Annotated in this window: 21 protein-coding genes; 12 read left to right on the plus strand and 9 right to left on the minus strand. The window is 31.9% G+C overall.

The features are described from left to right. Window positions 1–198 precede the first annotated feature (198 nt). From ABJM36_RS04010 to rpsF, 4 genes are all read right to left on the minus strand, one after another. The gene (locus ABJM36_RS04010) at window positions 199–666 is read right to left on the minus strand and encodes a DUF6495 family protein (RefSeq protein WP_348449425.1); all 468 of its coding nucleotides are present in this window, start codon (window positions 664–666) and stop codon (window positions 199–201) included. A gap of 102 nt (window positions 667–768) precedes the next feature. Then, on the minus strand, window positions 769–1212 hold the full coding sequence (rplI, locus tag ABJM36_RS04015; protein ID WP_348449427.1) for a 50S ribosomal protein L9: 444 nt from the start codon (window positions 1210–1212) through the stop codon (window positions 769–771). Window positions 1213–1225: 13 nt separating this feature from the next. Continuing rightward, window positions 1226–1525, minus strand: coding sequence for a 30S ribosomal protein S18 (gene rpsR, locus ABJM36_RS04020; protein ID WP_172625923.1), 300 nt, complete (start codon window positions 1523–1525; stop codon window positions 1226–1228). Beyond that, window positions 1525–1863 (minus strand): 30S ribosomal protein S6, encoded by a 339-nt coding sequence (gene rpsF / locus ABJM36_RS04025; protein ID WP_092853393.1) that lies wholly within the window; start codon window positions 1861–1863, stop codon window positions 1525–1527. The genes rpsR and rpsF overlap by 1 nt, the downstream gene beginning before the upstream one ends. 212 nt (window positions 1864–2075) lie before the next feature. On the opposite strand from rpsF, the gene ABJM36_RS04030 reads away from it, so the two are divergent. Continuing rightward, window positions 2076–2771, plus strand: coding sequence for a LytTR family DNA-binding domain-containing protein (locus ABJM36_RS04030; RefSeq protein ID WP_019388305.1), 696 nt, complete (start codon window positions 2076–2078; stop codon window positions 2769–2771). 22 nt (window positions 2772–2793) lie between these two features. Here ABJM36_RS04030 and priA read toward each other — a convergent pair whose 3' ends face one another. The 4 genes from priA to nadC all read right to left on the minus strand — a co-directional run bounded on the left by priA (window position 2794) and on the right by nadC (window position 7581). Beyond that, window positions 2794–5244 (minus strand): primosomal protein N', encoded by a 2451-nt coding sequence (gene priA / locus ABJM36_RS04035; protein WP_348449430.1) that lies wholly within the window; start codon window positions 5242–5244, stop codon window positions 2794–2796. Window positions 5245–5277: 33 nt separating this feature from the next. After that, window positions 5278–5688 carry a DUF2147 domain-containing protein gene (locus ABJM36_RS04040; RefSeq protein WP_348449432.1) on the minus strand — a complete coding sequence of 137 codons (411 nt, stop codon included), beginning with the start codon at window positions 5686–5688 and terminating at the stop codon, window positions 5278–5280. Window positions 5689–5702: 14 nt separating this feature from the next. Next, window positions 5703–6644, minus strand: a complete 942-nt coding sequence (locus ABJM36_RS04045) for a YihY/virulence factor BrkB family protein (protein WP_348449434.1) — start codon at window positions 6642–6644, stop codon at window positions 5703–5705. Between the two features lie 76 nt (window positions 6645–6720). After that, a complete protein-coding gene (gene nadC, locus ABJM36_RS04050; RefSeq protein WP_348449436.1) occupies window positions 6721–7581 on the minus strand; it encodes a carboxylating nicotinate-nucleotide diphosphorylase in 861 nt (286 codons plus the stop codon). Between the two features lie 352 nt (window positions 7582–7933). Between nadC and rlmH the strand changes: the two genes are divergently transcribed. After that, window positions 7934–8407 carry a 23S rRNA (pseudouridine(1915)-N(3))-methyltransferase RlmH gene (rlmH, locus tag ABJM36_RS04055; RefSeq protein ID WP_348449438.1) on the plus strand — a complete coding sequence of 158 codons (474 nt, stop codon included), beginning with the start codon at window positions 7934–7936 and terminating at the stop codon, window positions 8405–8407. 228 nt (window positions 8408–8635) lie between these two features. Here the strand turns inward: rlmH and ABJM36_RS04060 are convergent, their stop codons facing one another. Beyond that, on the minus strand, window positions 8636–8935 hold the full coding sequence (locus ABJM36_RS04060; RefSeq protein ID WP_348449440.1) for an HPF/RaiA family ribosome-associated protein: 300 nt from the start codon (window positions 8933–8935) through the stop codon (window positions 8636–8638). Between the two features lie 168 nt (window positions 8936–9103). On the opposite strand from ABJM36_RS04060, the gene ABJM36_RS04065 reads away from it, so the two are divergent. The 10 genes from ABJM36_RS04065 to ABJM36_RS04110 all read left to right on the plus strand — a co-directional run bounded on the left by ABJM36_RS04065 (window position 9104) and on the right by ABJM36_RS04110 (window position 21746). After that, entirely contained in the window at window positions 9104–9691 is a 588-nt protein-coding gene (locus ABJM36_RS04065; RefSeq protein WP_348449442.1) for a non-canonical purine NTP diphosphatase, read from the plus strand. 54 nt (window positions 9692–9745) lie between these two features. Next, window positions 9746–11971 carry a RelA/SpoT family protein gene (locus tag ABJM36_RS04070; RefSeq protein ID WP_348449444.1) on the plus strand — a complete coding sequence of 742 codons (2226 nt, stop codon included), beginning with the start codon at window positions 9746–9748 and terminating at the stop codon, window positions 11969–11971. A 173-nt stretch (window positions 11972–12144) separates the two neighbouring features. After that, window positions 12145–12603, plus strand: coding sequence for a transcriptional repressor (locus ABJM36_RS04075; RefSeq protein WP_092853411.1), 459 nt, complete (start codon window positions 12145–12147; stop codon window positions 12601–12603). 9 nt (window positions 12604–12612) lie between these two features. After that, window positions 12613–13887: an adenylosuccinate synthase gene (locus ABJM36_RS04080; protein ID WP_348449447.1), complete on the plus strand. Its 1275-nt coding sequence runs from the start codon at window positions 12613–12615 to the stop codon at window positions 13885–13887. Window positions 13888–14003: 116 nt separating this feature from the next. Beyond that, entirely contained in the window at window positions 14004–16271 is a 2268-nt protein-coding gene (locus ABJM36_RS04085; protein WP_348449449.1) for an OstA-like protein, read from the plus strand. After that, entirely contained in the window at window positions 16271–17467 is a 1197-nt protein-coding gene (locus ABJM36_RS04090) for an aspartate aminotransferase family protein (protein ID WP_348449451.1), read from the plus strand. Before ABJM36_RS04085 ends, ABJM36_RS04090 begins: the two co-directional genes overlap by 1 nt. Window positions 17468–17612: 145 nt before the next feature. Then, window positions 17613–19004, plus strand: a complete 1392-nt coding sequence (locus ABJM36_RS04095; protein WP_348449453.1) for a tetratricopeptide repeat protein — start codon at window positions 17613–17615, stop codon at window positions 19002–19004. A 71-nt stretch (window positions 19005–19075) separates the two neighbouring features. Continuing rightward, complete coding sequence (locus tag ABJM36_RS04100; protein WP_348449455.1) at window positions 19076–19993, plus strand: DUF368 domain-containing protein; 918 nt, start codon at window positions 19076–19078, stop codon at window positions 19991–19993. Further along, window positions 19993–21009, plus strand: coding sequence for a DUF368 domain-containing protein (locus ABJM36_RS04105; RefSeq protein WP_348449457.1), 1017 nt, complete (start codon window positions 19993–19995; stop codon window positions 21007–21009). The genes ABJM36_RS04100 and ABJM36_RS04105 overlap by 1 nt, the downstream gene beginning before the upstream one ends. Then, window positions 21006–21746, plus strand: coding sequence for a shikimate dehydrogenase (locus ABJM36_RS04110; RefSeq protein WP_348449459.1), 741 nt, complete (start codon window positions 21006–21008; stop codon window positions 21744–21746). Before ABJM36_RS04105 ends, ABJM36_RS04110 begins: the two co-directional genes overlap by 4 nt. Window positions 21747–21757: the final 11 nt, after the last annotated feature.

Genomic DNA, 21757 nt, shown 5'->3' on the forward strand with positions numbered 1-21757 from the left:
ATCTCATTTTAGTAATTATTAAAATTTATTTTCAAAGTGGATTCATGCTTGCGCAGGAATGACAAAAATAATTAATCAATCGGCAATACGAGCTTTTTCATTGGAAAAAAAAGCGTGACAATCACTTAAAAAAGAACTGAATTAAAAAATAGTTTATAGGTAAACGGATTACCACATCATGCTTCCTCGTAATGACAATTAATTAATAAGTTTATAAAAATACTGATACAATTCACCTTTTGTAATTGAGGCCCCTTGTTCAATCATTTTAAACTTATCTAAATTCTTATCCTCAGAATAGGCCTTATCTGCCTGTAAAAACTCGACATTGTCGTCCATTAAATTTTCACGAAGCCAATCATAACCTTCTTGCGTGGTAATATCTACATCATTTTTTAAATTTACTACAATAGCATGCATTTTGTCCTCTTTTAAATGAAACAAATACATGTGTTGCGGTGCAAAATGTTCTAGGTATTCTGCTTTATTTAAAGCACCTTCCCAAATTAAATCGCTAAACACATCTAATTCCATTTCTGCTAAATCGGGCTTATTGCTTTTTAAATTTGCCCACTCCTCTCCAGTTATAGATTGTGTTGCCAAAAAATTGATGAATTCTTGATGCAATTCCTCAAACTGTTCTTTTGTAAGTCTACTATACTTCATTAATAAATTATTTTTATTTCCTTGATTGTGTGGAAATCCTATAAAATTTACAAAAAAAGCCTCAACTAGAAGTTGAGGCTTTTTAACTATGTATTTTAAAGTTTATGCTTGTGCAATAACTTCAAATTCTAAATCAACTGATACTTCTCTGTGTAAACGTACAACAGCTGTGTATTTACCTAAACGCTTAACAGTAGTAACTGTTATGAATTTTTTATCTATTGATTGTCCTTCTTTTTCTAAAGCGGCAGCAACATCAATGTTGTTTATAGATCCAAATAACTTGTCTCCAGTACCAACTTTAGCAGGTATTTTAATTTCTAATGCTTTAATTGCTTCTGCAGTTACATTAGCATCGTCAACTATTTTCTTTTCTTTAAAAGCACGTTGCTTTAAATTTTCAGCTAAAACTTTCTTTGCAGAAACTGTAGCTAATATCGCTTGTCCTTGAGGAATTAAAAAATTTCTACCATAACCGTTCTTAACTGTTACAACATCGTCTTTAAATCCTAAATTATCAACGTCTTGTTTTAATATAAGTTCCATTGTTATCGGTATTTTATTTTAATAAATCTCCTACGTAAGGCATTAATGCTAAATGACGTGCTCTTTTTACAGCTACAGCCACTTTTCTTTGATACTTTAATGACGTTCCTGTTAAACGACGTGGTAAAATTTTACCTTGCTCGTTAATAAAACGCATTAAAAAATCTGGATCCTTGTAATCTACATACTTAATTCCAGACTTTTGAAACATACAATATTTCTTAGTCTTGTTTGTATCAATATTAAGCGGTGTTAAATATCTAATTTCACCGTCTTTTTTTCCTTTTGATTGTTGTTCTATTGATGACATAATTAAGCTTTTTGTTTAAGTTTAACTCTTCTTCTTTCTGCCCAAGAAATAGCATGTTTATCTAACGCTACAGTTAAATAACGCATAAAACGCTCGTCACGTCTAAACTCAACTTCTAAAGGTGTAATTACTTCTCCAGGTACAGTGTACTCAAATAAATGGTAGAAGCCACTTTTCTTGTTTTGAATTGGGTAAGCTAATTTTTTAAGCCCCCAATCTTCTTTTGATACCATCTTAGCGCCGTTAGAAACAAGAAAATCTTCGTATTTCTTTACTGTTTCCTTTATCTGATCTTCAGATAAAACGGGATTTAAGATGAAAACAGTTTCATAATGATTCATAAAAATCTATTTTTATTGTTAAAAATTGGCTGCAAAAATAATTAAATTCTATATATTACACAATATTATTACTCCCTATTTTTTAAACAATTAAAAGCATTATTTGATTTGTTAAAAAAATGTTAAAAAACGCATTTGAACGATGTTTTTTGGTTTTTAACCGAAAAAATCGTACTATTGTCGATATCTTAACCGAAATAATATAAAATGTTATGACTTTAAACTGTGTAGTAGTAGATGATTCAGCAATACAACGCCTGTCTATTGTAAAGTTAGTCGAGAACCACCCCTCTCTTAACTTAATAGCAGAATACAGTAGTGCTTTAGAAACTAAAAATGGTTTAAATACGCATCAAGTAGACTTAATTTTTTTAGACATTGAAATGCCAGTGTTAAATGGATTCGAACTTTTAGACGTATTAAACAACAAACCCCAAATTATTTTTGTAACCGGTAAAACAGAATATGCTTTTAAAGCATTTAACTATGATGCTACCGATTATTTACATAAACCAATTACAAGAGAACGTTTTAATACCTCTGTTGATAAAGCTTTAGAGCAACACCGATTGACTTTAGACTTTAACGAAGAAGAAGGCGAGCATATTTTTGTAAAAAGTAACCTTAAAAAACGTAAAGTATATATTAAGGACATTAAGTGGATTGAAGCCCTTGGTGATTATGTAAAACTTGTTACTGAAGAAAACAGCTTAGTAGTGCTTTCTACAATGAAATCTTTTGAAGCTGAATTACCCGAAGGGAAATTTTTAAGAATTCATAAATCTTACATCGTGAATCTTGATAAGATTGACCGATTTAACAGTAAAAATGTTGAAGTTGGCGCTTACGAAATTCCATTAAGTAGAAATAAAAAGACCCAATTAGTTGATGCTTTAAACAATATTTAAAGACCACACTAAAAATATGAAATTAAAAGTTATCGACATTTAGAATAACCCTAACCGACCGAAAATCTTTTACACTCAAGAAGCTGTTATTAATTTTAATAATAGCTTCTTTTGTTTTTGCTAAAGATTGTTGCTTTGGTATTTTAACTAAAATATTTTTATGAAATTGATTTCTAATTCTAGAAACCGGTGGCGACTCTGGCCCTAAAATATGATCCTTAAATACTTGTCTTAACGATTTAGCATACCAAATAGAAGCAGTCTCTACCCTATTATAATCCTTGTGTTTTAATGTGATTTTTATTTGTTTGTAAACCGGTGGATATTTAAAATTATAACGATCGTTCATTTGCTCCTTAAACATATCAACATAATTATTGGTAGACACTTGTTGTAAAATATTATGATAGGGATTGTACGTTTGAATTAACACCTTCCCGCGTTCCTCGGTACGACCGGCCCTACCAGCAACTTGCTGCATAAGTTGAAAACTACGCTCGTGCGCTCTAAAATCAGGGAAATTAAGCATATTATCTGCATTCATAATACCAACCAACTTTACATTTCTAAAATCTAATCCTTTGGTTAACATCTGTGTACCAACCAATACATCAATCTCTTGTTGTTCTAGCGCCGTAATAATTTTTTCGTAACCATACTTTCCTCGCGTTGTGTCCAAATCCATACGCGCTACTTTATGCTCAGGAAAAAGCAATTTTACTTCTTCTTCAATTTGCTCTGTTCCAAAACCTTTATTATCTAAATCCTGGCCACCACAAGCCTCACAATTTTGCTTCATTGCAGAATTATAACCACAATAATGACAACGCAATTGATTTCTATATTGGTGATAGGTTAAACTCACATCACAATTAGGACATTGTGGGGAGTGCCCACAGGTATTACACTCTACAATTGGCGAAAACCCACGTCGATTTTGAAATAATATAATTTGATAACCTTCCTTTAGCGTTTCCTGCATTTCCTCAATCAACCGATCGCTAAAATGTCCCTTCATGCGCTTTTTTTTCAGTTTATCCTTAATATCAACCAATTCAATATCGGGCATTAATACATCGTTATAACGTTTTGTTATTTCTACAAGCCCATATTTATTTTGTTGCGCATTAAAGTAACTTTCTAAACTTGGAGTTGCAGACCCTAATAGTGTTTTAGCTTTATGCATGTGAGCTAGAACCACCGCAGTATCTCTAGCGTGATAACGTGGTGCAGGATCAAATTGTTTAAATGATTGCTCATGCTCCTCGTCTACAATAATTAATCCTAAATTATCAAACGGTAAAAATATAGATGAACGTGCCCCTAATATTATTTTCGCTTTCAAGGAATTATGCAGTACATTATTCCATACCTCAACACGCTCATGGGTTGAATATTTAGAGTGAAAAACAGCAACCTGCTCACCAAAGTAATTTTGAAGTCTTGCAACCAATTGAGTGGTTAAAGCAATTTCTGGAAGCAAATATAAAACCTGCTTTCCTTCCTGAATTATATCTTCAATTAGTTTTACATAAACTTCGGTTTTACCGGAAGACGTTACACCATGTAATAAGGTAACATGATGTTTTTCAAAAGATGCTTTTATTTCAATTAAAGCCGATTTTTGATACGCGTTAAGTCGTTTTGAAGCTTCGGTTGCTTCCCCAGAATACTCTACTCTATCCGTTTGAATATAATATTCTTTAAGAACACCTTTATCAATTAACGATTTTATAATCGCATTAGAAACTCCACTTTCGTTTGCTAAATCAGTAACTTTTACAGGTTTTTTAGTTTTAGCCGAAATGGAAAACAAAGTCATTACCACATCGCGCTGTTTTGGGGCCCGACTTAAATCATTTAACAACTTATGAAGTTCAATTTCTGCAGTAAAATGAGGATCTAACTTAACATAACGCACCAATTTAGGCTTATACTTTTCATAAACCTCTTCCTCTACAGTTACAGCCTCCTTCTCAATAAGCCTTTTAATTACGGGAAGCACATTCTTTTTATCTAGAATATTGGAAATATTATGAATTTTTAACGAAGATTGGTGGTTCAAGGCTTCATAAACCAAAAACTCATCGTCTTTTAATATAGACTCGTCAATTGTTGTTACTTTATTTTTAGCAATTACAGTTTCACTTTCTAAAATAAAAGCGCTAGGCAATGAAGCACGCATAACATCGCCCAAAGTACACATATAATACTCCGATATCCAATTCCAAAGTTTCAATTGAAACCCATTTACCACAGGCGAATCATCTAATATTTGCTGAATATCTTTAGCCTCATAAGCCGATGGCGCATTTTCATGAATTCGATATACAATGCCTGTGTAAATTTTAGATTTCCCAAAAGGAACCGCTACACGCATACCAATTTTTAAAAAATCAGCCTCGGCAGCAGTTATACTATATGTAAATAGCTTTTGAAGCGGTATAGGAATTATAACGTCTATAAAATGCAAACGGCGTATTGTTTAGTTATTATATAAAATAATTTATTGATAGCGTATCCAATATTGTGTAAGGTATAAAAACGAAATATAACCACGAACTTGAAGCTTACCTGTTTCCTTCACTAGCTTTAATCTGCATTTATATTCCTTTCCATTTTCAGCATCGAAAATGGTTCCGTTTTTATAATATTCCCCTTGCCTTTCTAGATCTTTAATAATTTCAAAACCTAAAATTGGCTTATCTTTATTTTCACCTTCACAATTTTGACACAGGGTTTTCTCATCAAACGGCTCTAGTATCTCTATAACCTTACCATATACTTTACCTTCTTTTTTATAGATTTCTACAATCGATTTATTTGCTCCAGTTTCATCATCCACTGTTTTCCATTTCCCATAAATACCTTGAGATTGTGCCGCCAACGACGTTAAATAAAATAATATTAAACACATACAATTTTTCATAACTAAAATCTCTTTCTAAGTTTATTTAATGAGGCATTTAACTCGTAACCTAACAACAAAATATTAGAATTAAGCCATAAGTAAAATAATAAAATTAATAACGCTCCAATGGAACCATATAGTTTATTGTACTGACCGAAATTCTCAATATAAACACCAAAAAAGTAAGACGTTAGTATAATAAGTAATGTGGTAAATAGAGCGCCTATTGAAAAGAATTTAGACTCTCGCCCTTCCCGAGTACCAAAATAATATAAAGTAGCAGTTGCCATATATACCATTACCACAAAGAAAAGATATTGCACCACATTAGTCCAAAAAACACCTTCGGAATCTACATGATAACCCCGATCCTCAAAAACGGTTATCAACTCTTGCACAATATATATTTGAATATACCCAAGTACAATAATGGTAAAAATAAGTAAAAAAGCCAATATTAAAGCAATACCTAAAGCATACAAATATTGCTTAAATACGTTGCGCGTTAATTGCTCATGATAAGAATTTTCGAATCCAGAAAAAACCGCGTTAACACCATTTGCCATTAATATTATTGACAACACAAAAACGGAAGATAATAAGCCTCCACGTTGTGACTGATCAATGTTTTCAAAAATATTTTCAAAGAAAAAATCTGAAGTACTAGGTGGTAGAAATGATTCTAAAAATTGCAAAAACTCAATTTTAAAATCATCAATAGGTACATAAGGGATAATAATTAAAACAAACAATAAAAAAGGAAAAATAGCAGTAAAAAAACTAAATGCTATAGCACTAGCTCTTGTTGTTAAAGCTCCTTTTACAATACCTGTAATATATAAAACAAGTAAATCGTAAAATGACAACCCTTCAAGCCCAGGAAGCTTTACCTGTTTAAAAAACCGCACCAAGATATTAATACCTGGGATTTTATCGAGTTTCTCATCAAGAGGTTTGGACATTAATAATTTGCGTTTAAATTATATTAAAGCAAAGTTATTAAAATTAAAAAGTATAAACGACGTTATAAAAAGTTAATTATTTAACAGCCTTTAAACTTAAATCCATATTATGAACAGAATGTGTTAAAGCACCACATGAAATATAATTTACACCACACTCTGCATAGTGCCTAATTGTAGTTTCGTTTATATTACCTGAAGACTCTGTTAAGCATTTATCTCCAATTAACTTCACAGCTTTTCTAGTATCCTCATAATCAAAATTATCCAACAAAATCCTATAAACACCTTCGTTATCTAAAATTTCTTGAACTTCAGATAAATCTCTAGCCTCAACCATAATTTGAAGCTCCCTTTGTGTTTCGTTCAAATAGTCTTTAGTCATTTCAATGGCTTTTGTAATACCACCAGCAAAATCTATATGATTATCTTTAAGCATAATCATATCATATAATGCAAATCTATGGTTTTCCCCACCACCAATTTTAACAGCCCATTTTTCTAAAACACGTATACCTGGAGTTGTTTTTCTTGTATCTAAAATTCTAGTTTTAGTTCCTTCTACTAAATCAACAAACATTCTCGTTTTTGTAGCTATCGCACTCATTCGCTGCATGGCGTTTAACACAGTACGTTCCGCTTTTAAAATTGATTGAGACGGGCCTTCAACATACATAACAACATCGCCGTAAGTTACCTCGGTTCCATCTTCAATACGCACATCAAGTTTTAGGTTTTTATCAACATAAGCAAATACCTTTTTTGCAAAATTAACACCTCCAATAATGCCTTTATCTTTAACTAAAAGTTTAGCCTTCCCTCTAGCGTTTGCTGGAATACAAGCTAAGGAACTATGATCGCCATCTCCCACATCTTCACGGATGGCATTTTCAATAATCATCTTAACTTCTGTGTCAAACTGCTCTTGTGTTATCATAATGTTTTGTTAATTAATCCGAGCAAAAATAAGAAATAGATTCACTAAATTAAATTTTACAATTACGAATTTTTTATTTTTTCCTTATTTAAATGTATTATTCATAAAGAATATATGTTATTTTTTACATTTTGAATCACCTATGTTTTTAAAAATCATTGATTTTAGAAATTCAAGTTACCAATTATGAGGCTATTATGATTCTAACTTAAATTATATTTAATTTGTCACCTGAATGAATTTAGCTAAAATCTAATGGACAATAATTTATATAAAACTTAATAATTCCTTATTGTTTTTTATTTTACCTTCTAGATTTAAACAAAAACTAGTACTAAATCACCGCTTCTAAATGACTATTACTCTAATTACTATTGGTAAGACCGACAACAAACAACTAAATGCCTTAATAGCAGATTACACAAAACGATTAGGCCACTATATTAAGTTTAATTTAGAAGTTATTCCCGACATAAAGAACTCTAAAAATTTAAGCGAAACCCAACAAAAAGAAAAAGAAGGCGAGTTAATTTTAAACAAAATTAAACCCACAGACACCTTAATATTACTTGATGAAAACGGAAAACAATTTGATTCTGTTGCCTTTTCAACTTACTTGCAAAAACACATGAATTCTGGTATAAAACGCCTAGCATTTGTTATTGGAGGTCCATATGGTTTTTCTGAAGAAATTTATAAAAAAGCAAATGGGAAACTATCATTATCAAAAATGACATTTTCCCATCAAATGATTCGCTTATTTTTTATTGAACAACTATATCGAGGTTTCACTATTTTGAAGAATGAACCTTACCATCATCGTTAAAAAGTATTCAGTCGCATACTCACTCTGTTTGCAGTGATTACGCTTGTTTATAAAATAGTTTCCATCACAGTATGCAGTTTACTTTATACATTGATTAAGCTTTACCACCAATTTTTGTTTGTTTCCACGACAATTATAATTTAACAATTTACTACAACCAAAAAAAGATGACTCAAAAGTAATTTTCGGCCACCTTTTTCTTGGGTTATTATGTCTACCGTCAAACCATTAATGTGTTTTGTAAACTTCTTTGCGTTTTTTAAGCTGACGCTCTAAATCGCTTATGGTTTCTCTTACCGACACCTCATAATTACGTTCGTTTGAAGTTGCAAAAATCCGAGGCCCAGGTAAACTTAATTCGATATTACAAATTTTACCATTATTATGATCCTTATCATCTTGTTTAAAATGCACCGATGCATTTATTAAAAACTCATATCTGTTAAACAATTTTTCTAACTTCTCCTTTGTGAATGCTGAAAGTGTTTCACTTACATCCACCCCTACATACTGAAAATTTACTGTCATAATGGTTCGCTTTTAATGTTTAATATTACCCCAATATACAGGTTTTTCAAATAATAAAAAGAAACAAAAATCATAAAATGGTGCTAAATTTTTATTTAAAAAATAAAGACACACTTATACCGTATAAAATCAATAAATAGTACTTTTGAAAGTATAAACCATTTATATATGAAACTCCTTTTCGCAACCAACAATTCAAATAAGGTTAAAGAAGTACAAGCTTTAATGCCTCCGGAAATAAAAATACTTAGTTTAAAGGATATAGATTGTTTCGAGGATATTCCTGAAACACAAAACACTATAGAAGGTAATGCTATTCAAAAAGCAGAATATATAAAAACCCATTTTGGTTATGATTGTTTTGCTGATGATACTGGTTTGGAAGTTGAAGCCTTAAACGGCGCTCCTGGAGTTTACTCGGCTCGGTATGCTGGTGAGCAAAAAGATGCAAACGACAACATGAACAAACTACTAAAAGCGTTACAACATAAAACTAATAAAAATGCGCAATTTAAAACCGTGATTGCTCTTAATATAAATAATAAAACACAAACCTTTACTGGAATTTGCCAAGGAAGTATAACAACATCGAAACAAGGCGATAAAGGTTTTGGCTACGACCCCATTTTTAAACCTAATAACTTTAATTTTACGTTTGCTGAAATGGATTTATCTACAAAAAACAGTATTGGTCATCGTGGGAAGGCCATTACTAAACTAGTCGAATTTTTAAAATTTTATGAGCTAAAAAATTAGAAAAAAAGTATATTCCATGTTGGCTATTAATTTTCTTTATCTTACTTTTAATTTATGACACAAGAAGCTATAGAAAAAGAGAATGCTACTATTGCCAAAGCTTACAAGGAATTATTAAAAGTTAGCTATACAACACTTTCCGACGAGGATAAAAAACTCATTCGTAAGGCTTTTGAGGTAGCATTGGATGGTCATAAAGACCAAAGAAGAAAATCTGGAGAAGCTTATATTTTCCACCCTATTGCTGTGGCCAAAATTGTAGCACAGGAAATTGGGTTAGATGCCACCTCCATCGCCGCTGCATTACTTCATGATGTTGTTGAAGATAGTCCTGATTATGAAATTAAGGACATTGAAAAAAAATTCGGTAAAACCATTGCAACTATAGTTGATGGCTTAACAAAAATATCCTCCTTAAGTAAAGAAAAGGATATGGACGTATCCCTACAAGCAGAGAATTTTCGTAAAATGCTATTAACCTTAAATGATGATGTAAGGGTTATTATTATAAAAATTGCAGATAGACTTCATAACATGCAAACTATGGACTCTATGCGTCCAGATAAACAAATTAAAATTGCATCTGAAACCTTATATATTTATGCGCCACTAGCACATAGAATTGGTTTATACAACATAAAAACCGAGCTTGAAGATTTAGGGTTAAAATATACCGAACCAGAAGTTTACAACGACATTCTTCATAAAATAAAAGAAAGCAAAGAGGAACAAGATGAATACATAAATCAGTTTAGCGATGTTATAAAAAATTCACTTGATAAAGAAAATTTAAGATATAACATAAAAGGAAGACCTAAATCTATATTTTCTATCAGAAAGAAAATGATAAATCAAGGCGTTTCTTTTGATGAAGTCTATGATAAGTTTGCCATCCGAATTATTTACAAGTGTAATGCAGACCCTCAGAATGAAAAATTTCTTGCTTGGAAAATATACTCGATAGTAACAGACCATTTTAGACCCAACCCAATTCGGTTACGAGATTGGATTTCATCTCCAAAATCGACAGGTTACGAGGCACTTCATATTACTGTAATGGGACCTAGAGGACGCTGGGTAGAAGTACAAATTCGTAGTGAGCGTATGCATGAAATAGCCGAAAAAGGCTATGCTGCTCATTATAAATACAAACAAGGTAGCGAGAAAGAAGACAATTTAGAAAGTTGGATTAACAGATTACAAGAAGCCCTTGAAAATCCAGAAATGAATGCTGTAGATTTTGTGGAGCAGTTTAAACTTAATCTATATTCCAAAGAAATATTTGTTTTTACGCCTGCTGGAGATTTAAAATCACTTCCCAAAGGTGCTACTGCACTAGATTTTGCATTTAGTATTCATACCGAGGTTGGTATGAAAACTCGTGGCGCCAAAGTAAATGGAAAGCTAGAACCTTTAAGTCATGTTTTAAGTAGTGGTGATCAAGTTGATATTTTAACATCTGATAATGTAAAACCAAACCCGAACTGGTTAGATTATGCAACTACGGCACGAGCAAGAAGTAAAATTAAATCGGCCTTAAAAGAAGATAAAAAGTTAATCGCCGAAGACGGCAAGGAAATTCTAAGACGAAAATTAAAACAGTTAAAAATTACGCTTGACGAAAATACCGTTAACGAAATGGTTAATTATTTTAAACTTAAAACTAGTCTTGATTTATTTTACAGAATTGGCCTAGGCTCTATTGATAATACCATGTTAAAAAGCTATGCATCGTCTAGAAGCAATGCTTTAATGAGTTATATAAAAAATAAAATTTCTAAAAAACCAACCATCTCAAAAGAGGAGTTAGAAAAACAAGAAATTACTTTAAAATATGATTCTATTGTTTTTGGCAAGGATGAAGAAAAACTAGATTACAAATTATCAAACTGTTGTAACCCTATCCCGGGCGATCGCGTTTTTGGTTTTTTAACCGTTAAGGAAGGTATAAAAGTTCATAAAAAAAATTGTCCTAATGCCGTAAGTTTACAATCTAATTACTCTTACCGAATTATGGAAGCTAAGTGGATTGACTCCTCTCAGCAAGAGTTTTTGGTTAAAATTGAATTGACAGGAATTGACCATATTGGCCTTGTAAACGATATAACTAAAATTGTTTCTGCAAACATGCATGTAAATATGAAAAGTATTAGTTTTGAAACTAACGCTGGCCTTTTTTCAGGAAAAATTAATGTTGTTGTTAAGAATAATACCATTATTAGAAAACTTTTAGAAAAACTCAAAAAAATTAATGGTATCGATAAAGTTAGAAGAGTTTAATTACAATCATCTATTTATGTTTAATTCCTTTTTTGATATATATTATTAATATTGTAAAACACAGCATTGCTATACTTGTATTTTCAACCTTTTAAGCATTCAAAATAAGTTATTAAAATTCCATCAACATATTCTAAACAGTCTGTAAAAAAAGTGTAAATTTGCAATGAATTATGGATGAAAATATAGATTCGAAAAATCAAGAGATTGTTAAAAGCGTATTTACTAGCTTTTTAGAAACAAACGGGCATCGCAAAACACCTGAACGCTATGCTATACTTCAAGAAATCTACAATAACAAAGAGCATTTTGATATAGAATCCCTATATCTTAACATGAAAAACAAAAAGTATCGCGTATCTCGTGCTACATTGTACAATACTATCGAATTACTCTTAGAGTGTAAATTGGTCAGAAAGCATCAATTTGGAAAAAATCAAGCGCACTACGAGAAATCTTATTTTGACAGACAACACGATCATGTTATTCTAACAGATACAGGCGAAGTTATCGAGTTTTGTGATCCTAGAATTCAATCCATTAAAAAAACTATCGAAGAAGTTTTCGATATCGAAATTAATAACCATTCACTCTATTTTTACGGAAATAGAAAATCAACAACTAATAACTAATTTTTTAAGATGGCAGTAGATTTACTACTTGGACTACAATGGGGAGACGAAGGCAAAGGAAAAATTGTTGACGTACTAACCTCTAACTACAATATTATTGCACGTTTTCAAGGTGGACCAAATGCAGGACACACCTTAGTATTCAACGGAAAAAAGCATGTATTACACACCATTCCTTCAGGAATTTTTCATGATGACGCTACCAATCTTGTTGGTAATGGGGTTGTTATTGATCCTGTTATTTTTAAAGGTGAACTTGATAAATTAGAAGAACAAAATGTTGACTATAGAAAATCGTTAATGATTTCTAGAAAAGCACATATTATATTACCTACACACAGATTACTTGATGCTGCAAGTGAAACTTCTAAAGGAAAAGCTAAAATTGGCTCAACTTTAAAAGGTATTGGTCCAACGTATATGGATAAAACAGGCAGAAACGGTATTCGTGTTGGAGATTTAGAATTAAGCGACTGGAAAGAACGCTACAGAGCATTAGCAGATAAGCATGAGTCTATGATTGCTTTTTACAATGTTGAAATTGAATACGATTTAAAAGAACTAGAAAACGAATTTTTTAAAGCTGTTGAAGTTTTAAAATCTTTAAAATTTATAGATTCTGAAGAATACATCTATCAAGCACAAAAATCAGGACAAACTATTTTAGCCGAAGGTGCTCAAGGATCTTTACTAGACATCGATTTTGGAACCTATCCATTTGTAACTTCAAGTAACACCACTGCGGCAGGTGCTTGTACTGGTTTAGGTGTTGCTCCAAATCAAATTGGCGAAGTGTTTGGTATTTTTAAAGCATACACAACACGTGTAGGTTCTGGCCCATTCCCTACCGAGTTATTTGATGAGGATGGCGCAACAATGGCAAAAGTTGGTAACGAATTTGGAGCTACAACAGGTCGCCCAAGACGTTGCGGATGGTTAGATTTAGTAGCCCTAAAATATGCATGTCAAGTAAATGGTGTAACACAACTTATGATGATGAAGGGCGATGTACTTTCTGGATTTAAAACATTAAAAGTGTGTACGGCCTATAAATATAAAGGCGAAATTATTGAACATTTACCATATAACATTGAGCCTGAAAATGTAGAACCTATATACAGTGATTTTAGTGGATGGAATGAAGACTTAACAGAAATGTCTGAAGCGTCTCAAATGCCAAAAGCACTTAACGAATATATTGAGTTTTTAGAAAAAGAATTAGAAATCCCTATTACTATTGTTTCTGTTGGACCAGATAGAAAACAAACAATCTTTAGAAAATAATTTTTCTTCCAAATATTAATTACAAAAAAACGCTTCAAAAATTATTGAAGCGTTTTTTGTTTCAATATACTTAAACATCATATTTATCGTTATTTTTGCTTTAAATTCTTTAAACTTTGAACAAACTACACCTTTTACTTTTAACACTTTTTATTGGTTTTGTTTCAATAATAGGTGCTCAAGAAAAAAAGAAAATTAAAATAGAATACGCCGGTAAATTAACCATTGATGATGCAAATTACCCTGGCGCTAAAATTTTAACCAGAGATGATGCGCAACAGGTTCATATAGAACATGGAGGAGCGAATATGTGGTGCGACAAAGCCATTCATTACAGTAAAGATAACTTTATTGAAGCTTATGGTAATGTAAAACTAAAACAAGGCGATACTATTAATATGACCTCTAAGTATATTGAGTATAGTGGTATTACTGAGTTAGCTTTTGCAAGTGGAGATGTAGTTATGACAGATCCAAATTCCACTATTACCTCAGACACGTTATATATGGATCGAACAAGGCAACAAGCTTTTTATAGAAGCGGAGGGACTGTAGTAAAGGATTCATCGGGCACCATTACAAGTAAAATTGGAAGGTATTACATGGATCAAAAAAAATATCAATTTGTTAATGATGTTGTTTTGGTTAGTGAAGAATCGACAATACATTCCGATTATTTCGACTTCTATTCAGATACCGGTTATGCTTACCTTTTTGGACCATCGACCATTACCACTGAGGAGAGTAAAACCTATTGCGAAAAGGGGTTTTATGATACCGAAAAAAAAGTAGGCTATGCTCTTAAAAAAGCAAGAATAGATTACGATGATAGAATAATTGAAGGGGACAGTTTATTTTTTGACAACAATAAAAGTTTCGCTTCGGCATCTAATAACATAAAAGTAACGGATACCATAAATAAAAGTATTGTAAAAGGACATTATGCCGAGGTATTTAAGGAAAAAGATTCTTTATTTATTACCAAACGCGCTCTTGCTATTACCGTTCAAGAAAACGATTCCATTTATATTCATGCAGATAAAATAATGGTAACTGGAAAACCAGAAAACCGCATTATTAAAGCTTACTACAATGCTAGAATTTTTAAAACAGACCTTAGTGGGAAAGCTGACTCCATTCATTCTAATGAAAAAACCGGCATAACTAAACTACTTAATATTCCGCGACTATCAAAAGGCGATAAATTTTCAGTGATACGTAAACCCATACTTTGGAATTTAGAAAATCAAATGACGGGCGACACGATTCATTTAATTTCAAATCCAGAATCAGAAAAAATAGATTCTCTATTAGTTTTTGAAAATGCTTTTGTTATTAGCCGAGACACAATTAGCGAAAACGGATACAATCAAATAAATGGAAAACGGTTAGTAGGATTATTTAATGATGAAAATGAATTAAACAAAGTTGATGTTACCAAAAATGCACAGTCTATATTTTATGCTAGAAACGATAAGCAAGAACTTATAGGTATCGATAAATCTAAATCTGGTAGTATTTCGATTTTATTTTCGGGAGGCGACATAGACGAGTACACAAGATATAATCAAATTGATGGAAATTTATTTCCGGAATCTAAATTCCCTGAGAAAGAAAAATTCTTAAAAGGTTTTGATTGGCGTGAAGATGAAAGACCTAGAAGTGTTGAAGATTTATTTAAAGACGATCCTCCTCTAAAATTACCGGTAATTAAAGGTTTAGAAGACTATGTACCGCAAGAAGATTTTGTTAATGATGTAAATGAGCGTATAAAAAAAGCCCGTCAAAAAAGTAATACGACCAATAGCATAACCTCTAAAGCTTCAAGGAACTTACCTAAACCCATTAAATACACAAATAATACCGTTTCTTTCACCGACTTAACTTTAAAAGGTGGACCGCCATTCTCTTTAACAGAAAAAAGTAAAACTTCGTTTAATTTTGTTAAAGATGTTGGCACACCAACGACTGCTGTTATGGCGGTATATGTAGAATTCACTTATGATGATTTGAGTGAATTAGATAGAACTTTTGTTTTAGAACTACATAAAGCACCAAAAAGCGAGAGTTTAAACCAACTCAAAATAGTAAAAGGCATAACTGACTGGAACCCTATAAACTATCCAATAACATTAACTTATCAAAAAAACGAAAAATACCTGATTAATATCTATGAATTGATAATGGCGTCGTCCAAAAAAAATATAGATTATTATAGTGGAGTCAATTCATTGCAACTTTTAATCGGATACTTCAAGGGTTTCGAAAAATCTGTAAGTACTAATACTATTTTAGATTATGATATGACAATGTATTTTAAAAAAGACGATGCTCAAAACATCAAAGTTTCACAAAAAAAAGAATCTTCAAAATCAAATAATTAGTGAAATCAGATTTCCTAAAATACCAAGCCCAAACAACACCACATCCGTTAGCCATGGAAATTTCGCATGCTAATGGCTCATATATTTATGACACTAACAATAAGGCATATTTAGACTTTGTTGCAGGTGTTTCTGCTTGTCCTTTAGGGCATAATCATCCTAAAGTGATTAAGGCTATAAAAAACCAATTAGACCGTTATTTACATGTTATGGTTTACGGCGAATATATTCAAAAACCTGCCGTTGAACTCACTAAGTTATTGGCAGACCATTTACCTAAATCATTAGAAAAAACATACCTAACAAACTCAGGAACCGAGGCCATTGAAGGGGCATTAAAGCTAGCAAAACGCGCCACAGGTCGCAGTGAAATTGTTGCCGCAAAGAAAGCTTACCACGGTAATACTATGGGTGCCATGAGTGTTATGGGCTATGAAGAACGCAAACAAGCTTTTAGGCCATTACTACCTAACATAAAGTTTATTGACTTTAATAATGAAGCCGATTTAGAAAAAATAACCACAAAAACAGCTGGTGTAATTTTGGAAACTATACAAGGAGGAGCTGGTTTTATTGAACCCACTAATAAATACTTAGAAAAAGTAAGAGCACGATGCACACAAGTTGGGGCACTGTTAATTTTAGATGAAATCCAACCAGGTATAGGTCGTACCGGTAAACTCTTTGGTTTTGAAAATTATAATTGCATCCCAGATATTTTAGTTACAGGTAAAGGATTAGGTGGCGGAATGCCCATTGGTGCCTTTACAGCGTCAGGAAAACTAATGGACTTACTTAAAGACCATCCTAAGTTAGGACACATTACCACTTTTGGAGGCCATCCAGTTATTGCAGCTTCTGCCCTAGCTACCCTAAAAGAAATTACAGAAAGTAATTTAATTGAAGAAGCCCTTGAAAAGGAAAAATTATTTCGAAAACTTTTAGTACATCCTTTAATTAAAGACGTTAGAGGAAAAGGACTAATGCTAGCATTTATTACACCTTCTGCTGAAATTACAAGCACATTAATTCTAAAATGCGAAAAGTTAGGTTTAATTTTATTTTGGCTACTCTTTGAGCCCAAAGCAGCAAGAATTACGCCCTCATTAACCATTTCGAGCGATGAAATTAAGGAAGGCTGCAAAATAATAATCGAAGTCCTAAATGAAATTCAACAATCCACAACTACAAAATAACACGCTGACTGCCAACTATTAAACCCTATAATCGCTCATAAAACCTCTAAATGTTCATTACTTTGTTAAAAACATTTATACAATCTGCCCGATATCAAGAAATAGTAGCTTAAATTTATATTACTAGTAATTTTTAAATGTGCTTATGGAGTTTAGTCATGATGACAACAACAATTTGCCTCTTACCAAGTTTGAATCGATGTTAAAAACAAACCATGTTTTGTTTTTTGATTCGGAAGAATTTGAAAATATTATTCACCATTATTTAAATCAAGGTAAAATTGCTTTAGCAAAAAAAGCTATTAAACTTGGTTTAGATCAGCACCCAACTTCTATTAATTTAAGACTTTTTAAAGTAGAAATTTACGTTTTTGAAAATAAGCTTACAGAAGCAGATGAGCTTTTAAATGAATTATATAGTATAGATCCAAACAACGAAGAAATTTACATTCAAAAAGCAAATATATTCTCAAAAAAGGACGACCACGAACAAGCAATAAAAATACTTAAAGAAGCGGCTAAGTTAGCTGAAGATTTGGTTGATTTATATTCTTTAATTGGTATGGAATATTTATTTTTAGACAACTATGAAGAGGCTAAAACCTATTTCATGAAGTGTCTAAAAACGGATGCTAATGATTATTCGGCACTTTATAATGTTATTTATTGTTTTGAGTTTTTAAACCAAAACGAAGATGCCATTTCTTACTTAAATGATTTTTTAAATGAAAATCCATATTGCGAAGTAGGTTGGCATCAACTGGGCAAGCAGTATGTCGCTTTAAAAGAATTTGAAAAAGCCTTAACTGCTTTTGATTTTGCGATAATTTCCGATGACACCTTTGTTGGGGCATATCTAGAACTAGGAAAAGTTTTAGAAGAGTTAAAACGTTATGAAGAAGCTATAGCAAATTACACCATTACACTTAAGTTAGACGACCCTACCTCTTTCGCTTTATTGCGCATTGGTAGCTGTTATGAAAAATTAAATAAAGAAGATTTAGCAATACAATACTATGACAGAACGGTTCATGAAGACCCGTTACTTGACAAAGGTTGGATTGCCATTACTAAATTTTACAACAAAAAAGGAAACCATCAAAAAGCGCTTTTCTTTATTAACAAAGCCATAAATATAGATTCTGAAAATGTAACCTACTGGAAACTATATTCACAAATAAATCATCGTTTAAACTTTTTTGAAGAGGCAGAGCGTGGCTATAAAAAAACTATCGAGCTTGGTAACTATGAGTTAAATACGTGGTTATCTCGTGGCGACCTATTAATTCAATTAGGTGAACCACAAGCAGCCATATTAAATTTTGAACAAGCCATAGAATTTTACCCAGAAAATGCCGAATTAGAATACCGGTTAGCGGGATTGTTTTTTGTTTTAAAGGAAAATGACAAAGGTATTTTTCATCTTAAAAATGCTTTAACACATAATAAAGATTATGCCTTTATAATTGATGAGCTTTTCCCGAAAGTATCCAACAAACTATTGGTAAAAAATATCCTAAAACAAATTGAAAAGTAAGTGATTCATCTTATGCTAAGAATTTTTTTTTAGTTACCAATTGTATACCTTTGGTTTTCTTATAAAATTTTATGCAAAGAAACCTTAAAGATTATCTCATTATCTCCTTTAAAGGATTAGCCATGGGAGCAGCAGATGCAGTGCCTGGAGTTTCAGGTGGTACTATCGCCTTCATTTCTGGGATTTACGAAGAGCTTATATCTAGTATAAGTAATGTTAACGGCTCACTTTTTAAAACGCTGTTAAGTAATGGATTAAATACTTTTTGGAAACAGGCAAACGGTAATTTTCTATTAGCACTCTTAACCGGAATCATAATTAGTTTTGTTTCGTTTATGAAACTTGCTAAATTTTTACTTGAGCACCATCCCGTTTTAATTTGGTCTTTCTTTTTCGGGCTAATTGTAGCCAGTATTTATTTTGTTGGAAAGCAAATTACTAAATGGAATTTAGGAATTATAGTCGCATTAATTATTGGTGCAGCCATAGCGTTTTACATCAGTAAATTACCGTCATTAGGTACAAACGAAAACCCGTGGTTTTTATTTATAGCTGGTGCTATTGCTATTTGTGCCATGATATTACCTGGTATTTCAGGTTCTTTTATATTAATTATTCTTGGTGCATACAAAACCCTTAGCAACGCCATTCATGACCTAGACATAAAAAAAATCATCATATTTACCACGGGTGCCATAATTGGATTATTAAGTTTTAGTCATGTTTTAAAATGGCTTTTTAAACATTACCATAACATAACCTTGGCCGTATTAACAGGTTTTATTTTTGGTTCCCTTAATAAAGTGTGGCCTTGGAAAAAAACATTATCATGGTACACAGATTCAAAAGGTATAGCAGCTCCGTTGTTGCAAGAAAGCGTATCACCTTTTAGTTTTCAAGGTGAAAATCAAATTATGCTCGCTGTATTACTGATGATATTAGGGTTTTTAACTATTTTTATTCTAGAACGCGTGGGCTCTAAAAAATAATGCAAAGTACTAGAACATTAACAGACAAAATTTTTCTAATCTTAAAAGGGTTAGGAATGGGAGCTGCCAATAAAGTTCCTGGAGTTTCTGGTGGTGTTGTAGCTTTTGTTGCAGGTTTTTACGAAGAATTTATCTATTCATTAAAAAAAGTAAACAAAACAGCCTTTAAGTTATTGTTTAACGGTCGGTTTAAAAGTTTTTACCAATACATTAATGGTCGGTTTTTAAGTCTACTTTTTTTAGGCATGATTGTTAGTTATTTTAGTATCTCAAAACTATTAGACTACTTAATAAAACACTACGAACTCTATATTTGGAGTGTTTTTTTCGGTATGATAGTAGGCTCCATTTATTATATAAATAAAGATTTTAAAGATTGGAATTTTAAAACCTACGCCTCCTTGGCCATTGGAATATTACTTGGGGTTGGCATTAGCTTTTTAAACCCCGCTAAAGAAAATGATAACCTTTGGTTTGTTTTTTTCTGCGGAATAATTAGCGTTTCAGGAATGACATTACCGGGTTTTTCAGGCTCCTTTATTCTTATTCTTCTCGGAAATTATGTATTACTTTTAGTAGATTCTGTAAATGCATTATCCGATACCTTTACCGAAATAATACGTGGTGATTTTAGCTTTTTTGAAAATTCAGAACGTATTCGCATGTTAAAAGTATTAGTGATTTTCACTTTAGGTTCGGTAACAGGGTTGGTCACTTTTTCGCATATGCTAAGTTATATCCTAAAACGCTATAAAAGCATTACACTTTCTGCTATATTAGGTTTTATTATAGGTTCATTAGGTGTCGTTTGGCCATGGAAAAAGACTATTTACAAACTAGACGAATCAGGACATTTTCTATTAGATTCAACCCAACAAAAGGTAATTGAAAATTACCAACGATACATTCCCAATTTAAACACAGAAACCTATTATGCTATTGGTTTTATTTTCCTCGGAATAATAATAGTTTTAGCATTAGAATGGTACGGACAAAAAACAAGAAAAGTAACATGAATAAATTAGGCTTATTAGGTAAAGACATATCTTACTCTTTCTCGAGAACATATTTTAAAAAGAAATTTGAAAATGAGAATATCAATGACACATCTTATGAAAATTTTGATATTAAAAACATTGATTTGTTTCCTTCAATAATTAAAGAAACAGAAGGTTTAAAAGGACTTAACGTAACTATTCCTTATAAAGAACAGGTTATGCCTTTTTTAGACAAAATCAGTAAAAAAGCTAAAGCTATTGGTGCGGTAAACACCATCAGAATCACAAAAAAAGGAAAACTAATTGGCTATAATACTGACTGTTACGGGTTTAAAAACACCATTAAACCTTATATCAAACCTCATCATAAAAAAGCCTTAATTTTGGGTACAGGAGGCGCTAGTAAAGCCATTGCCTTTTCATTAAATGAGATGGGCATAACCTATCAATACGTATCAAGAACACTAAAAGACGGTGTTAGTTTTACCTACGATACCTTAACAGAAAAGGATATTGAAGATCACGAAATTATAGTTAATTGCACCCCCTTAGGAACTTTCCCTAACATTGAAGATTGCCCAAATATCCCTTATAAAGCCATTACAAAAAACCATATTCTTTTCGATTTAATATATAACCCAGAGGAAACTAGGTTTTTAAACCAAGGCAAGCAAAATAAGGCAACCATTATTAATGGCCTAAATATGCTAAGGCTTCAGGCAGAAAAATCTTGGTCTATTTGGGGCCTTAAATAAACAAGTAATAC

This window comes from Algibacter sp., from assembly GCF_039977455.1.
In the GTDB taxonomy this organism is placed as follows: Bacteria; Bacteroidota; Bacteroidia; order Flavobacteriales; family Flavobacteriaceae; genus Algibacter_B.

What these genes read in the sequence shown, in the direction of transcription:
- rlmH (WP_348449438.1), top strand. Translation starts at nt 7,934, where the DNA reads ATGACTATTACTCTAATTACTATTGGTAAGACCGACAACAAACAACTA.
- ABJM36_RS04010 (WP_348449425.1), bottom strand. Translation starts at nt 666, where the DNA reads ATGAAGTATAGTAGACTTACAAAAGAACAGTTTGAGGAATTGCATCAA.
- ABJM36_RS04060 (WP_348449440.1), bottom strand. Translation starts at nt 8,935, where the DNA reads ATGACAGTAAATTTTCAGTATGTAGGGGTGGATGTAAGTGAAACACTT.
- nadC (WP_348449436.1), bottom strand. Translation starts at nt 7,581, where the DNA reads ATGATAACACAAGAGCAGTTTGACACAGAAGTTAAGATGATTATTGAA.
- ABJM36_RS04095 (WP_348449453.1), top strand. Translation starts at nt 17,613, where the DNA reads ATGGAGTTTAGTCATGATGACAACAACAATTTGCCTCTTACCAAGTTT.
- rpsF (WP_092853393.1), bottom strand. Translation starts at nt 1,863, where the DNA reads ATGAATCATTATGAAACTGTTTTCATCTTAAATCCCGTTTTATCTGAA.
- ABJM36_RS04110 (WP_348449459.1), top strand. Translation starts at nt 21,006, where the DNA reads ATGAATAAATTAGGCTTATTAGGTAAAGACATATCTTACTCTTTCTCG.
- ABJM36_RS04105 (WP_348449457.1), top strand. Translation starts at nt 19,993, where the DNA reads ATGCAAAGTACTAGAACATTAACAGACAAAATTTTTCTAATCTTAAAA.
- ABJM36_RS04075 (WP_092853411.1), top strand. Translation starts at nt 12,145, where the DNA reads ATGGATGAAAATATAGATTCGAAAAATCAAGAGATTGTTAAAAGCGTA.
- ABJM36_RS04080 (WP_348449447.1), top strand. Translation starts at nt 12,613, where the DNA reads ATGGCAGTAGATTTACTACTTGGACTACAATGGGGAGACGAAGGCAAA.
- ABJM36_RS04100 (WP_348449455.1), top strand. Translation starts at nt 19,076, where the DNA reads ATGCAAAGAAACCTTAAAGATTATCTCATTATCTCCTTTAAAGGATTA.
- ABJM36_RS04040 (WP_348449432.1), bottom strand. Translation starts at nt 5,688, where the DNA reads ATGTGTTTAATATTATTTTATTTAACGTCGTTGGCGGCACAATCTCAA.
- ABJM36_RS04045 (WP_348449434.1), bottom strand. Translation starts at nt 6,644, where the DNA reads ATGTCCAAACCTCTTGATGAGAAACTCGATAAAATCCCAGGTATTAAT.
- ABJM36_RS04030 (WP_019388305.1), top strand. Translation starts at nt 2,076, where the DNA reads ATGACTTTAAACTGTGTAGTAGTAGATGATTCAGCAATACAACGCCTG.
- ABJM36_RS04070 (WP_348449444.1), top strand. Translation starts at nt 9,746, where the DNA reads ATGACACAAGAAGCTATAGAAAAAGAGAATGCTACTATTGCCAAAGCT.
- rplI (WP_348449427.1), bottom strand. Translation starts at nt 1,212, where the DNA reads ATGGAACTTATATTAAAACAAGACGTTGATAATTTAGGATTTAAAGAC.
- ABJM36_RS04065 (WP_348449442.1), top strand. Translation starts at nt 9,104, where the DNA reads ATGAAACTCCTTTTCGCAACCAACAATTCAAATAAGGTTAAAGAAGTA.